This is a genomic window from Thermoanaerobacterium sp. PSU-2, assembly GCF_002102475.1.
Lineage (GTDB): Bacteria > Bacillota > Thermoanaerobacteria > Thermoanaerobacterales > Thermoanaerobacteraceae > Thermoanaerobacterium.
The window spans coordinates 41,116-56,122 of record NZ_MSQD01000003.1; the positions used below are offsets into that span (position 1 = coordinate 41,116).

General features: G+C 34.2%; 16 protein-coding genes. 3 read left to right on the forward strand and 13 right to left on the reverse strand.

The features are described from left to right. Positions 1-19 precede the first annotated feature (19 nt). The 8 genes from BVF91_RS03325 to BVF91_RS03360 form a co-directional block, all read right to left on the reverse strand. Positions 20-1,705 (reverse strand): sulfate adenylyltransferase subunit 1, encoded by a 1,686-nt coding sequence (locus BVF91_RS03325; protein ID WP_085112084.1) that lies wholly within the window; start codon positions 1,703-1,705, stop codon positions 20-22. 12 nt (positions 1,706-1,717) lie between these two features. Beyond that, positions 1,718-2,518: a sulfate adenylyltransferase subunit CysD gene (cysD, locus tag BVF91_RS03330; RefSeq protein WP_085112085.1), complete on the reverse strand. Its 801-nt coding sequence runs from the start codon at positions 2,516-2,518 to the stop codon at positions 1,718-1,720. A gap of 64 nt (positions 2,519-2,582) precedes the next feature. Then, on the reverse strand, positions 2,583-3,809 hold the full coding sequence (locus BVF91_RS03335) for an O-acetylhomoserine aminocarboxypropyltransferase/cysteine synthase family protein (RefSeq protein WP_085112086.1): 1,227 nt from the start codon (positions 3,807-3,809) through the stop codon (positions 2,583-2,585). Continuing rightward, entirely contained in the window at positions 3,799-4,056 is a 258-nt protein-coding gene (locus BVF91_RS03340) for a sulfurtransferase TusA family protein (RefSeq protein WP_085112087.1), read from the reverse strand. Before BVF91_RS03340 ends, BVF91_RS03335 begins: the two co-directional genes overlap by 11 nt. A 24-nt stretch (positions 4,057-4,080) precedes the next feature. Further along, on the reverse strand, positions 4,081-4,494 hold the full coding sequence (locus tag BVF91_RS03345) for a M67 family metallopeptidase (protein ID WP_085112088.1): 414 nt from the start codon (positions 4,492-4,494) through the stop codon (positions 4,081-4,083). After that, on the reverse strand, positions 4,491-5,312 hold the full coding sequence (locus BVF91_RS03350) for a HesA/MoeB/ThiF family protein (protein WP_085112089.1): 822 nt from the start codon (positions 5,310-5,312) through the stop codon (positions 4,491-4,493). Before BVF91_RS03350 ends, BVF91_RS03345 begins: the two co-directional genes overlap by 4 nt. Further along, complete coding sequence (gene thiS, locus BVF91_RS03355; protein ID WP_013298069.1) at positions 5,309-5,518, reverse strand: sulfur carrier protein ThiS; 210 nt, start codon at positions 5,516-5,518, stop codon at positions 5,309-5,311. Before thiS ends, BVF91_RS03350 begins: the two co-directional genes overlap by 4 nt. Positions 5,519-5,530: 12 nt before the next feature. Further along, positions 5,531-6,403, reverse strand: a complete 873-nt coding sequence (locus tag BVF91_RS03360; protein WP_085112090.1) for a ferredoxin-like domain-containing protein — start codon at positions 6,401-6,403, stop codon at positions 5,531-5,533. A gap of 193 nt (positions 6,404-6,596) precedes the next feature. On the opposite strand from BVF91_RS03360, the gene hemB reads away from it, so the two are divergent. The 3 genes from hemB to hemL are packed head-to-tail and all read left to right on the forward strand — an operon-like array spanning position 6,597 to position 9,429. Further along, a complete protein-coding gene (gene hemB / locus BVF91_RS03365) occupies positions 6,597-7,571 on the forward strand; it encodes a porphobilinogen synthase (RefSeq protein WP_085112091.1) in 975 nt (324 codons plus the stop codon). Beyond that, positions 7,553-8,140: a precorrin-2 dehydrogenase/sirohydrochlorin ferrochelatase family protein gene (locus tag BVF91_RS03370; RefSeq protein WP_085112092.1), complete on the forward strand. Its 588-nt coding sequence runs from the start codon at positions 7,553-7,555 to the stop codon at positions 8,138-8,140. The genes hemB and BVF91_RS03370 overlap by 19 nt, the downstream gene beginning before the upstream one ends. 8 nt (positions 8,141-8,148) lie before the next feature. Further along, positions 8,149-9,429, forward strand: a complete 1,281-nt coding sequence (gene hemL, locus BVF91_RS03375) for a glutamate-1-semialdehyde 2,1-aminomutase (protein WP_502688651.1) — start codon at positions 8,149-8,151, stop codon at positions 9,427-9,429. A 31-nt stretch (positions 9,430-9,460) separates the two neighbouring features. On the opposite strand, the gene cobA is transcribed toward hemL, so the two are convergent. The 5 genes from cobA to BVF91_RS03400 form a co-directional block, all read right to left on the reverse strand. Then, on the reverse strand, positions 9,461-10,951 hold the full coding sequence (gene cobA / locus BVF91_RS03380; RefSeq protein WP_085112094.1) for a uroporphyrinogen-III C-methyltransferase: 1,491 nt from the start codon (positions 10,949-10,951) through the stop codon (positions 9,461-9,463). Continuing rightward, a complete protein-coding gene (gene hemC / locus BVF91_RS03385; protein ID WP_085112095.1) occupies positions 10,951-11,844 on the reverse strand; it encodes a hydroxymethylbilane synthase in 894 nt (297 codons plus the stop codon). Before hemC ends, cobA begins: the two co-directional genes overlap by 1 nt. Then, positions 11,841-13,079 (reverse strand): glutamyl-tRNA reductase, encoded by a 1,239-nt coding sequence (gene hemA, locus BVF91_RS03390; protein ID WP_085112096.1) that lies wholly within the window; start codon positions 13,077-13,079, stop codon positions 11,841-11,843. Before hemA ends, hemC begins: the two co-directional genes overlap by 4 nt. 128 nt (positions 13,080-13,207) lie before the next feature. Then, positions 13,208-14,005 carry an ABC transporter ATP-binding protein gene (locus BVF91_RS03395; protein WP_085112097.1) on the reverse strand — a complete coding sequence of 266 codons (798 nt, stop codon included), beginning with the start codon at positions 14,003-14,005 and terminating at the stop codon, positions 13,208-13,210. Next, positions 13,980-15,002: an ABC transporter ATP-binding protein gene (locus BVF91_RS03400; protein ID WP_085112098.1), complete on the reverse strand. Its 1,023-nt coding sequence runs from the start codon at positions 15,000-15,002 to the stop codon at positions 13,980-13,982. Before BVF91_RS03400 ends, BVF91_RS03395 begins: the two co-directional genes overlap by 26 nt. Between the last annotated feature and the right edge of the window lie 5 nt (positions 15,003-15,007).

A 15,007-nucleotide genomic window follows, 5' to 3' on the forward strand; every position in this document is an offset into this window, starting at 1 on the left:
CTCCTCTCCTATATGGCATCTAAACTGCTTTATATACTATCCGCTTATTAGCCATGGGATCATACCACCTGTTTGCAAAATCAACTAAATCAAATTTTGACTCCTTAAAATCATTTTTAAAATTGATAAAATCATCTTGATTTTTTACCTTTACCAAAAATCCATCACTGCTATATACAGGATAACCTTCATACTTATACTCATTTAAATTGATTAAATCAATCAACTTACCATTCCTTATTAAGGCAGATAGCTCAATATTTAAGTCAATGACATCAAAATTATCAGGGTAATAATATGTGTCTCCATTTACAGGCAAATCATCACCTATTTTATAGGGTTTTCTTTCAACAGCTACTTTTTTTATCTCGTTAGATGGTATTAAATAATAGTATTCATCAAAGCAGGTTATCGGAAGTTCCACATTTCCTTTTACAAATTTATTTGCTACACCTAAAATTTCTAAGCCATTTATAATTCCTCCACCGCTTATATCATAGCCATCTACAATAACAAATCTGCCTGTTACATGATTATTTCTAAATTCATCAAAACAAATTTTATCTTTGGTCTTTATCACAACTTCAGCGACTTCATTAGTATTTACTTCTTTTGCGTTATCATTGGAAAAAAGCGTAGAAGCATCTATTACTCTATTAATTGCAGCTATTTCACATTCTGTCTCTTGTGTAACTAATTTAAGTTTATATCTTTTATTCATTGTCAGCCTTTTTTCGCCCATCCAGAATATATTCGCCTTAAACGTATCTCCTACCAGTGGAGCCTCATCGTCCTTGCGGGTTATAAATTCTCCCCTTTTATAGAAAAACTCATCAAAAAGCGTAATTCCGACTGACATTCCCGCTTCAACTTTTGCCGTTTTGTCTTTTTCTTGCCAGTATTCGATAGATTTTATTTTAGACGTTCTTTTGCTTGGATATATTACTATTTCATCTCCTACATTAAGTACGCCAGATTCTATCCTACCGGCAATAATCCTTCTATTGTCGAATTTATAAACATCTTGTATAGGTAACCTCAGTGGTTTATCGATTATCTCTTTATCCTTTTCAAAAATATCTAAAGCATCTAAGACTGTATCACCTTTATACCACGGCATTTTTTCTGACCTTAAAGCTATATTCTCACCATAAAAAGCGGATACGGGTATATATTTTTGTGGAAAGACATTAATGCTTTTTAGAAAAACATCCATATCGCTTTTTACATCTAAAAATTTTTCTTCCGAATAATCTATTAAGTCCATTTTATTAACCAAAACATAAACCTTTTTTATGCCCAGCAATGATAGGATGTACCCATGCCTTTTTGACTGTTCTCTCACACCTTCATTGGCGTCTATAACAAGTAACGCAGCTTCTGCGTTAGCTGCACCAGATATCATATTTTTTAAAAATTCTACATGTCCCGGTGCATCTATTATTACGTAATCTCTCTTTTTTGTATGAAATTGAATTTGCGTCGTGTCGATGGTTATGCCTTGTTTCTGTTCCTCTTCAAAAGCATCTAATAAATACGCATATTCAAATGGCTTACCAGTTTCTTTTGATATTCTTTTTACTTTTTCAATGGCCCCCTCCGGCAATGACTTTGTGTCGTACAAAAGCCTTCCAATAACTGTGGACTTTCCGTGATCAACGTGGCCTACAACTACTATTCTAAAAATTTCTTTACTTTCAACCATTTTTCTCCTCCTTTACATATAGCCGTCTTTCCTCAGTTTCTGCATTGCATATGCATCTTCTTTGTCCTGTGCTCTTCCAGCCCGTTCATTTATATTTGTGTGCTTTAGCTCCTCAATAATTTCATCAACTGTTGCAGCATTTGAATCTACTTGTCCTGTACATTGTGCACATCCAAGACTTCTGTACCTTTTACCATTCTTTGCAAAATACAAATCCACCACCGGTATGTTTTCCCTCTTTATATATTGCCAAATATCTAATTCAGTCCAGTTTAATATAGGATGTACCCTGATATGATTACCTTTTGGAAAATCCGTCTTAAACTGATCCCAAAGCTCTGGAGGCTGGTTTGTGTAATTCCACTCAGACTCTTTATTTCGTTCACTGAAAATCCTTTCTTTTGATCTCGAACCTTCTTCATCCCTTCTCACACCTACAATCAGTCCTTCAAATTTATACTTATCTATCACATGCTGCAATGCATCTGTTTTTAGTGCCTTACAGCAAACTAATCTGCCTTTCTCTGGCCCCATGCCATTATTTATAGCATCCCAGTTTGTATAGACGATAAGGTCGAGATTATACTCCTTTGCAATCTTATCTCTAAATCTTATCATTTCAGGTATTTTATACGTCGTATCTATATGAATAAAAGGAAACGGGCAATGTCCAAAAAAAGCCTTTTTAGCAAGCCACAACATCACTGTAGAATCTTTCCCAATCGACCACAACATACCAAGTTTTCCAAAGCTTTTATAAGCTTCTCTTAATATGTATATACTTTGAGATTCCAACATATCTAATCGATCCATATTAACACCTCACAAAAATAATTAATAGTAAACACATCTAAATACTCGTAATTCGAATAAAAAATTATAGCCTTTCAATGGATTGCATAAAATCTTCTTTTAAATCTTCTACATCTTCCAGACCAACGCAGATTCTTATTAAATCGTCATATACTCCCATGAACTTTTTTTCCTCATCACTGCTTTCAGCAAAAATCGTAGATGATGGATGAATTATAAGCGTACGTGTATCACCTATATTCGTGATATTTGTTGCATACTTTAAAGAGTTAATCATTTTATAGGCTCTTTCTTTAGAACCTACACGAATTGTCAGTATGGCACCAAATTTATCACCAAACTGTCTTTTTGCAATATCGTGAAATGGGCTTTCTTTAAGCCCCGGATAGTTAACTGATAGTACTTTATCAAATTCTTTTAAAAAAACAGCTAATTCATAAGCATTATGGCATATCCTTTCCATCCTTATTCCAAGCGTCTCTAAACCCAAATTATTAAGATACGCATTAAATGGAGACATACATGCGCCAATATTTCTAAAGAGGCCCTTTCTAAGCTTTGCTAAATATGCAAATTGCCCATATTTTTCAAACCTTTTAAGCATCGAAAACTTATCAAAATTCCAATTAAATTTACCAGAATCGACTATAATTCCACCAATAGAGTTTCCGTGTCCATTTATAAATTTTGATGTTGAATGTATAACGATGTCTGCCCCCATTTCTATCGGTCGAATTAAATATGGAGTAGTCACAGTATTATCCACAATTAAAGGAATTTTATTTTCGTGTGCCAGAACAGAAAGACTTTTTATATCAGGAACATCTAATTTAGGATTTCCAATCGTTTCAATATAAATCAATTTTGTATTATCAGTTATAGATTCTTTAAAAGCGTCTATCGAATTATCTTTTGCAAATTTTACAGTAATGCCAAAGTTTCCAAAATCTTTAAACAGTTCATACGTCCCACCAAATATTCCTGAACTAGATAGTATTTCATCACCAACCTTTAATATATTTAAAATAGCCAAAGTTATAGCAGCCATTCCTGATGAGCATGCAACTGCCCCTATTCCACTTTCCAGTGATGCAATCCTTCTTTCAAAAGCTTCAATAGTTGGGTTATTTATTCTCGTATATGTAAAGCCATATTGGCTGCCTTTAAATATATTCTCCATCTCTTCCGCTGAATGGCTAAATGATGTAGATTGATATATAGGCATCAATGAGGCTCCAGTCTTTTCATCAGGTTCATAATTCAGATGTAATAGCTTTGTATTAAACCTCATCCAAAGGGCCTCCCTTTTTAACAAATATCGTATAAGTTCCATCTCTATTATTTATAACATTTAATATCTTATGTCCTTCATCTTTAAAGCTGGATGGTACATTCTTAATCGGCTCTCCTTCATTCATTCTTACTTCAAGGATTTGCCCGTCTTCTAATTCTTCTATAGCCACCTTAGCTTTGACAAAAGTAATAGGGCATACTACATCAGTTATATCTATAAAACTGTCAGCTTTTATATCTTTCATGATTATACTTCCTTTCCAAAATTTTTAATCTTCAATTAAAATATCTTCTTCATAGCTATTTCCATCCTCAATTATGAAACTCTTTAAGACAGGGTTTTCTTTGTCCATCAGTGACAATATTAAATAGCTGAGTTTACTATCAAATGCCAGTCTTTTGTCCTCTTCTGACGGCCTTGCCGGTGATTGGGGATGACTGTGGAAATTCCCGATAAGCGTAAGTTTGTTTTCTCTGAAATGCTTCAAAGCCTCAAATTGTTCTTTCGGATCCATTGAGAAGTGCTCAGGACTTCTGTCTATATTAGTCAACAAACGAATTTCCTTAACAAATTTCTTTTCACCATTTACTATTCCTGCAAGTAAGCCACATGCTTCGATAGGACTTTCTTTTTTTGCATGATTTAATATTTTTTCATAATCGTTCCTTGACAGTATTATCATTTGTGTTCCTCCTTGAGATTACACTGCGGCCCTGCATAATCTATCAATTCTTTTATTGTAGGATGGTTACCACAAACTTGGCAACTTTTTCTCTTGGATATTTTTATTTTCCTAAAATCCATTTTTAACGCATCAAATGTCAATAAATAGCCTGTTAAAAGTTCACCAACTCCAAGTATATACTTTAATGCTTCTGTTGCCTGAATCGTACCAATTATCCCACCCATGACTCCAAGCACTCCTGCCTGTCTACAAGTAGGAACGGCATCCTTCGGCGGCGGATCTTGAAAAACGCATCTATAGCACGGTCCCTCACCAGGTACATATGTCATTGTTTGACCTTCAAATCTTATTATTCCGGCATGTGAAAAAGGTTTTTTTATAAGCACACAAGCATCATTTATTAAGAATTTTGCCGGGAAATTATCCGTACCATCAATTATAAAGTCGTAATCTTTATCATTTATGATGTCAATTATGTTTTTAGAGCTTATCCACTCATGATATGTTATTACATTTACATCAGGATTTATCTCGCTGATTGTCTCTTTGCCGGATACAACTTTATCTTTGCCAATGTCCTTAGTTCTATGAATTATTTGTCTTTGAAGGTTTGACAAATCCACCTTATCATAATCTACTAATCCTATTGTTCCAACACCTGCTGCCGCAAGGTACATAGCTGCTGGCGCTCCAAGGCCACCTGTCCCTACTATCAAAACCTTTGAATTTAATATTTTTTGCTGCCCCTTTGCACCAACTTCTTTTAATATAATATGACGTGAATACCTTTCTAACTGTTCATTAGAAAAATTCATCTACTTCCTCCTCCCATGTAATAAAGGAATTCAACTGTATCTCCGTCTTTTACAATTATTTTATCAAAATCATCTCTTGACAATATTTCATCGTTAAGCTGAACCGTTACATATTCTTTCATTTTAACATTTAATACATCTAACAATTCCTTTACAGTATACTCTCTGTCAATTTTTTGATCATTGCCATTTACTTTGATATTCATAAGCTACACTCCTCACTTTATATCTTCATCTTCTAAAATTTCTTTTTTGAAATTTTCCAGGCCAATTCTATTTATTGTGTCATAAAGCCTTTCTTTACTGATGCCATTGCTTTTGTAAAAATTCATTGTCTTCTCAATAATGTTTGGTATTTTTTCTACATCAACAAGATCTGCAATATGGTATCCAAAGTTGTACCTTTTGCCAAACTTGCCGCCCACAAAGACTGCTACTCCGCTTCTTTTTCTCTTCCATGCATCCATTGGGCACACCCTTATGCATGAACCGCAATAAATACATTTATCATCATCTCTTACAGCAAGACCATCTTTAATCGTAATTGCTTTAACGTCACAGACGTCTGCACACAGCCCGCAACCTGTGCATAAATCCTCATTAAGTTCAGGCTCTACCTGCCCTTGAAATCCGATATCATTAAATTGAGGTTTCGTACAATTATTAGGGCAACCTGAAATTCCCATCTTAAATTTATGTGGAAAACCATGTGTTGGGAAAAACTCGTCGTCCAGTTTTTTTGCTAAACCTTGCGTATCAATTAATCCATATGGGCAAACAGTACCTTTGCAGGCTACAATCGGTCTTACTCTTGGCCCACAGCCAGCCATTGCAAGTCCAATTCTCTCAACTTCTTCTTTTGCCTCTTGTAATTTGGAGTAGTGAACCCAAGGAATCTCTATTCCCAGCCTTACTGTAAATGTGACATATCCTCTGCCGTATTTTTCAGCAAGTTCAGATACTTTTCTCATCTGTTCTGCAGTAATGTTACCTGCGACTACTCTTATTCTTATTGAATAGTAATCTTTTTGCTTTTGTTTAATGAATCCACCATCTTTTAATGTTTTTACTAAATCATCATTGAAAATCATCTTATCCTCCTTTAATTCATAGTAAATAGATATGAATTTGTGTATTTCTTTTTTTATAATTTAACACATCGTTTTATTAATGTCAATCCAATTTAAATTGAATTGCTAAACATAATTTTGAAAAATTAGCCATGTACATCAAACAAAAAGTGATATAATAATTTATAAATAAAATGTTTAGTGAGGTGTCGCTATGGAATTGCTAAAAAGGCCAAGAAGGCTTAGAACAAATGAAGTTATAAGAAGGATGGTAAAGGAAACGTCTATAAGCGTAGATGATTTGATATACCCTATGTTTGTCGTACCTGGTGAAAATATAAAAGAAGAAATTGAGGCAATGCCTGGAGTCTATCGTTATTCTGTAGACAACCTCGTAAAAGAGGTTAAAGAAGTATATGATTTAAGAATACCCGCCGTACTGCTTTTTGGCATACCATCAAATAAAGATGAATTAGGTTCTGAAGCATATGATGATGATGGAATCATACAAAAAGCTGTAAAATCTATAAAAGAGTCAATTCCGCAAATGATTGTTATAACTGATGTATGTATGTGTGAGTATACAAGCCATGGTCATTGTGGAATTGTAAGAGACGGCTATGTACAAAATGATGAGACAGTTTCATACATAGCAAAGATAGCATTGTCACACGTCAAGGCAGGTGCAGACATCGTGGCACCTTCTGACATGATGGATGGACGTGTAAAAGCAATAAGAGATGTTTTAGATAAAAATGGTTATGTAAATACGCCAATAATATCCTACAGTGCTAAATATGCGTCGTCATTCTATGGTCCTTTCAGAGAAGCAGCCAATTCAGCACCTCAATTTGGAGATAGGAAGTCATACCAAATGGATCCTGCAAACTCTAATGAGGCTTTAAGAGAAATCTCACTTGACATAGAGGAAGGTGCTGACATAATAATGGTTAAACCTGCACTACCGTACCTCGATATAATAAGAAGAGCAAAAGACACCTTCAATATCCCAATCGCAGCATACAATGTAAGCGGTGAATACTCAATGATAAAAGCCGCATCTCATATGGGTTATATAGACGAAAAATCTACAGTTTTGGAATCACTAACTGGAATAAAAAGAGCAGGCGCCGATATCATAATAACATACTTTGCTAAGGATGTTGCAAAATGGCTTACTATCCTATAATGTTGAATATCGCAAATAAAAAATGCCTTGTTGTAGGCGGTGGTAATATAGCTTACAGAAAGATATTGTATTTACTTGAATTTGGTGCAACTGTCACAGTATTATCATCATCTTTTATAGATGAGATTTTAGAATTGTGTAAAAGTCATAAAGTTAAATTGGTAAAACGAAATTATCAAAAAAATGATGTTGAAAATTACTTTTTAGTTGTTGTAGCAACAAATGATAAATTTATAAACAAAGAGATTTCGGATGAATGTAAGAAAAAAAACATACTTGTAAATGTCGTTGACGATAAAGAGCTTTCTACATTTATAGTTCCTTCTGTCATGAGAAAGGGTGATCTCACTATATCAATATCAACAAATGGTAAAAGTCCTTTATTAGCAAAGCGAATAAAAGAAATGCTTGACAACATGTTTGAAAATGATGTTGAAAATCTAATTGCTGAGCTAAGCAATGTGCGAGAGAAACTTAAAACAATTCCAATTTCAATGGAAGAAAAAATAAGATTATACGATGACATTATAAATAAGTACAATATTTTGAAAGGAAATGATAAAAAATGAGTTATGAAATGTCAAAAACTTTTTTTGAAAAAGCTAAAACTCTCATGCCTGGTGGTGTAAATAGCCCTGTAAGAGCGTTTAAATCTGTTGGAATAAATCCACCGTTTATAAAAAGAGGATATGGCAGCCATATAGAAGATGTAGATGGAAACACGTATATAGATTATGTTCTCTCGTGGGGTCCACTTATACTTGGTCATTGTAATCCTCGCATAGTCAATGCTTTAAAAAATCAGTTGGAAAATGGCACAAGTTTCGGAGCTTGCACTGAGGCAGAAGTCAAATTAGCCGAAAAAATAAAAAAGGCTGTTCCATCAGTTGAAGTCATAAGGATGGTAAATTCGGGCACAGAAGCTACAATGAGCGCTATACGATTAGCTCGTGGATATACTGGAAGGGATATCATAGTGAAATTTGAGGGGTGCTACCACGGCCATTCCGATGGTCTTCTCATTAAGGCAGGATCCGGCGCTCTTACATTTGGAACACCTGATTCAAAAGGCGTAACAAATGAAACTGCTAAAAACACCATAATAGCAAAGTATAATGACAGTGATTTGATTGTGGAGGTATTTAAAAAATACGGAGAAAGTATCGCCGCGGTTATTGTTGAGCCAGTAGCAGGAAACATGGGAACTATTCCACCAAAAGAGGGATTTTTGAAGACTTTGCGAGAAGTTACAGAATCGTATGGTTCACTTCTCATATTCGATGAGGTTATGACTGGATTTAGAGTATCTTTTTCATGTGCTCAAGGACTATACGGTATTAATCCGGATATAACCACATTTGGAAAAATTATTGGAGGTGGCTTGCCTGTTGGTGCTTATGGTGGAAAAGAGGATATTATGAGGATGATCTCCCCAGATGGTCCTGTTTATCAAGCAGGTACATTATCTGGCAATCCACTTGCAATGGTGGCCGGTTACGAAACATTGAATGTATTATCAGAAGACCCTTCTATCTATGATGAATTGGATAAAAAAGCTGATAAACTATGCAGAGGTTTAAAGAATAGCATGGAACAAAATGGAATAGATGTTAAAATAAATCGCGTCGGTACAATGATGTGCATGTTTTTCACCGATAATGATGTATACGACTTTGAAACAGCTACTAAATCAAACACTGATTTATTTGCAAAATACTTTAAAGCCATGTTAAAGAGAGGCATTTATTTGCCACCGTCTCAGTATGAAACTTTTTTCCTCTCCACTGCACATACAGATGAAGATATTGACAAAACAATTGAAGCGAGCTTTGAAGCAGCAAAAGAAATTTCAGCGTAGTAAATTATACGTTAAAGCGCGAAGATATCTCTCATGCTTCGCGCTTTAATATCTCTTTAATCAAGTTTTCAAATGTGTAAGTATTTGGAATTATATCAACTTTAAAACCATTTCTTTCTATTGATTCTTTCGTCACAGGTCCTATTGCGGCTATTTTTGCATCTCTTAAGTAAGACATATCATCTCCTAATATTAAAGACATGTAGTTAAATGTTGATGTGCTTGTAAATATTGCCATATCAATACCCTTTTTAATTTCATTTATTAATTTATCTTTTATTTCATAATTTGGGGTATTTTTATACGCCACAATCTTATCTAAAAAGGCGATATCTTTAAGATTGTCTATAAGCACATCACCGCCTATATCAGAAGTCAAGAGTGCAACTTTCCCCTTTATTGGAATGTTTTTAAGCTTATCTGCTAAAGCCTTTGAAGTATATTCTTCAGGTACAATATCGGGATATATATGCATCTCGTTTAAAGCTTCATTCGTTTTGTCACCAATGGCTGCAATCTTTAATCTGTACAATCTTCTCACATCAAATTTCATCATATTTATAGCATTTTCAAAGGCTTTGACTCCATTTTTGCTGGCAAAGATGAGATATTCATAATCATTAACGTTATCAATAAGTTTTATGACGTTATCTATCTGATAAATTATCTTGATAGTCGGACATATTACAACATCCGCACCATTATCGCATAGTTCATCGATTGCATCAGAATTCAAATTAGAATCACTTGTCAGAAGAATTCTTTTCCCAAAAAGTCGTTTCTTTTCAAACCAATTAAGCTTTTCACTCATGTTTACAACTTTTCCAACAACTATTATTGCTGGATTGTGGATACCTTCCTTGAATGATTTATACGCTATTTCCGATAGAGTACCATTTACAGATTTCTGTTTAGGCGTTGTCCCGTTCATTATTACAGCAGCAGGCATATCTTTAGACATGCCATTTTCGATCAATTTGTTTGCTATAAACTTGATGTTTTTCATGCCCATCAAAAAGACAAGTGTACCATTAAGCTTCGAAAGCACTTTCCAATCTAAGTTTTCTAATTTGTCATCTGCTTCATGGCCTGTTATGACATGGAACGATGAACTTAAATTTCTATGCGTTATAGGAATACCTGCATAAGTTAAAACAGCTACAGCAGAGGTAATTCCCGGAATCACTTCAAACGGTATGCCCTTACCATAAAGATACTCACCTTCTTCACCACCTCTTCCAAAAACGTATGGATCTCCACCTTTTAAGCGCACTACGACATTGCCCTCTAAAGCCTTTTCTGCTATTATCTCATTTATCCTCCATTGCGGCACTTTATGTGAATCAGGCATCTTTCCAACATCTATAAACTCAGCACCATCTTTAGCCATCGCAAGTATGCTGTCATTTATCAACCTGTCATATACAATCACATCTGCTTTTTTTATCGCTTCAATTGCCTTTAATGTAATAAGATCTACATCTCCTGGCCCTGCACCTACTAAATAAACAAAACCTGCCATCATAAACCTCCAATTTTTTTAACTATAGCTTCACCAATACTTTCAATGTCTTTAACAAATCCAGTTTCTTTAAATTTAAGCAGTTTGCCATCTTTGTAGTACGAAATCCATATTGAAATCAGTTCTTCATTTCCAATTTTCTTGTATTCAGAGTATACGCCTAAAGGTATTTTGCAATTTCCACCAAGCTTCTTCATTATTTTCCTCTCTGCAGAAGATTCAAAAAAAGTCTTTACATCAAGAAGCATTGGGTATATTTCAAAAAATTCACTTTCAAAATCCACTCTTACTTCCACAGCCAATATACCTTGGCACGGCGCCGGTACAATCAAGTCAACAGGAAAATAATCCTTCACTAATTTATCAAGTCCAAGCCTCTTTATACCTGCAGCAGCTAAGACTATTCCATCTAAAATCAATTCATCCATCTTTCTTATCCTCGTAGCAATATTGCCTCGTATAGGAACTATCTCAATATCGGGTCTTAAATTTTTAAGCTGTACACTTCTCCTTAAGCTGCTTGTGCCGACTTTTGCATTTTCTCTTAAATCAATAAATCTTCCATTGTTTGAAATAAAAACGTCACGGGGATCCTCTCTTTTAAAAACAGGCAAAAGTTTCAACCCTTCAGGTATTTCAAAAGGCATATCTTTCATGCTATGGACAGCCATATCAATTTCATTATTCATCAAAGCATCTTCGATTTCCTTAATAAAAAGGCCCTTACCACCTATTTCACTTAAAGATACCTCATTAACAATGTCTCCTTTTGTGGTTATCTTAATTATTTCAAACTCCAAATCAGGCTTATATTTCTTTATTTCATTTATGATTATTAATGTCTGCGTCAAAGCTAATTCGCTTCCACGAGTTCCAACTCTTACCTTTTTCATGTTTTCACTTCGCTCCCATCAATGCAAAACGATACTTCGTCCATAATTAAAGCATCATCCTTCAGGTGCTTTATCATTACGTTAGCCATTTTTTCAGCTACTCTCTTAAGAGATATTTTAATATTTTCCTTGTCTTTGTCAGTCATTTTTTCCAACTTCTTTGCAAGCCTATCAAACTCACTGTCACAAACCTCGTTAGAATAAATGTTTATCTTTTTAATATGCGGTTCAACTTTTATGGCTTTAAACCAATTGTTAAATTCATTTACTCCTTCTAATACTATTTCTTCAGCTTTTTTAATGGCATTTAATTGTTCTATTCTGTTTTCTTCAGCAATTCTTTTAAGATCGTCAATCGAATAAAGCTTGACGCCAGGGATTCCGCCTATCTTAGGATCAATGTCTCTCGGCAGTGCAATATCAACCATGCAAATCTGTTTGCCATTGTAGAAGCTATAAAATTTATCATAAGAGATAGTATAATGCGGCGCATTTGTAGCGCTTATCACTATGTCGCTTTTGGCAATCTGCTCATACTTGTCTGAATAAGGAACAAGCTGAATCTCTGGCATCTCTGATTTTAATTTCTGTGCTTTTGAATATGTTCTATTTGACACAAATACATTGACACCTTTTAAAATAAGATTCCTTATTGCAATCTTGCCCATTTCACCTGTACCTATTACAAAGGCATTTTTTCCTTTTAAATCTTTAAATACACTTTCTACAAATTTTACCGCAATATGACTTATAGATGATGAATAATTTTTTAATCCCGTTTCTGTCCGTACCTTTTTCCCTATGGAAATGGCATCCCTAAAAAGCTTGTTTAATATCTTCCCTGAAGCTCTGTTTTCTTGAGAAGTCATCAACGATTCTTTTACTTGACCTAATATCTGGTCCTCACCTAAAACCATAGATTCCAATCCACTGGCAACTCTAAATATGTGCTCAACTGTTTTTAATCCTGATATACAGTAAAAATAATTTCTAAATCCGCCATCCAAATTAAAATGCCTTATATAGAAGTCTATTATATCTTCAAAGCTTTTAGATTCTGAAAAAAAATATATCTCGCTTCTATGGCAAGTTGAAAGTATTGCTGCTTCATCTAAATCATTTTTCTTTAATACATTTAAAGCAACATCAACACCTTTATTAAATGCTACTCTTTCCCTAATTTCAATTGGTGTGTTTTGATCTATTCCCACCATCTTTATGTCATCAACATTCATACAACTCAACTTCTTTCTTGATGTAAATTTACATTTATACGCTAATCATAATTTTAACACAAAAATCATCTTTTTAAAAAGCTAAAAAAACATGCTCCAACATAGGAACATGTTTTTAATTACCATTTCTATATGGCCCATTTGCTTTCTATTTTGGGCACATCTCCAATCAATTGCTTTGTGTAGTCCTCTTTAGGATTTAATATGACATCATCGGGCAAACCTTCCTCGACAAATCTACCTTCTTTCATAACGTATATTTTGTCAGAAACATAGTATGCAAGACCTATATCATGTGTTATAAAAACAACAGTAGTGCCAATTTCATCTTTTAATTTCATCAGTGCATCTAGTATGCTGGCTCTCGAGCAAGCATCGATCATAGATGTAGGTTCATCAGCTATGACAAGACTGGGTTTTATCAACAAAACACGAGCTATCATAAGCCTTTGCATTTGACCGCCTGAAAGCTCAAAAGGGTATTTATTGTATATTTCATCAAATCTTAAATTTACAAAGCTTAAAGCTTCTTCAATTAACTTACGCTCTTCGCCTTTATTTAATTTGACGTCTATCAATTTCATGCAGTCTAGCAGTACATTATTTACCTTTCTAAATATATTAAAAGAAGAAAAAGGATCTTGAAAAATAGGTTGTACATTTCTCCAATATTCAATCCTTTTCTTTTTAGTTCTCAAATCAATAAGATTCTCTTTAAAAAATATTTTGCCGTCTGTTGGCACTGTCAAACCTAATATCATTTTTGCTAATGTAGTCTTTCCACTGCCGCTTTCACCGACAATTGATATTATTTCACTGCTATTAAAATCAAAATTCACATGATCAACAGCCACAACTCTTTTTCTCTTGTCAGCAAAAACTTTAGTCACATCTCTCCCGCTAAGTAGTGGCAGACTTTTTGCCATCCTCATACATCTCCTTAAGCTCATCTATTTCAAAAGCGCATCTGTAATTTCTTGGACCATGACTTTTTAAATTTATCTTTTCGCTCTTACATTCATCTTTTGCAAATTGGCACCGCTCAAAAAATCTGCATCCATTCAATTTTGATTTTAAGTTTGGAGGAGCACCAGTTATAACTGCTAGTTTTTTCCCTTTAATGCCTTTCTCAGGGACGATTATCGAGTTCATAAGTCCATGTGAATAAGGATGAATTGGATCAAATATAATTTCTTCTGTTTTTCCAGATTCAACTATCTCTCCAGCGTACATTACCAAGATTTCATCTGCAATATTGTAAAGTAATGGCAATTCATGCGTTATAAATATCATCGCTTTTATAAATCCTCTTTTTATTAAATTCTTTAAAAGTTTTATGACTATTTTCTGAGATGTAACATCCAACGCAGATGTAGGTTCATCTGCAACCAGAATTCCAGGATTAAGGATTGTGGAGATGGCTATAACTGTTCTCTGTTTCATACCACCTGAAAGTTCTATAGGATACCTTTGAAGCACATCTTTAGGCAAATTAAGTGTTTCAAATCTCTCTTCAGCAATCCTTTTTATCTCATTAAATGATATTCCTTTTATATGCTCTTTCATAACATCTGCTACAAGATTTATTATTTTTTGTGTAGGATTCAGAGCATTCATGGCTGCTTGTGGTATATACGCTATTTCTTTTCCAAGAATTCTTTCCCTTAACTGATTATATGGTAATTTAGCAATATCAATTCCGTTTATGTAAACTGCACCACTTTCATAAAAAAGTGGTGGATGATAATATCCCATAATACTCATGGCTAATGTAGATTTGCCACTTCCGCTTTCTCCTGCGATACCTAAACATTTTCCACTCTCCAAATTAAAGGACACATCATCTACAGCAATAATCCTTTCATTGAACCTTGTTTTATATACGCTTTTTAAATTTTTAACCTGCAATAAAATTTCAGCCATAATTA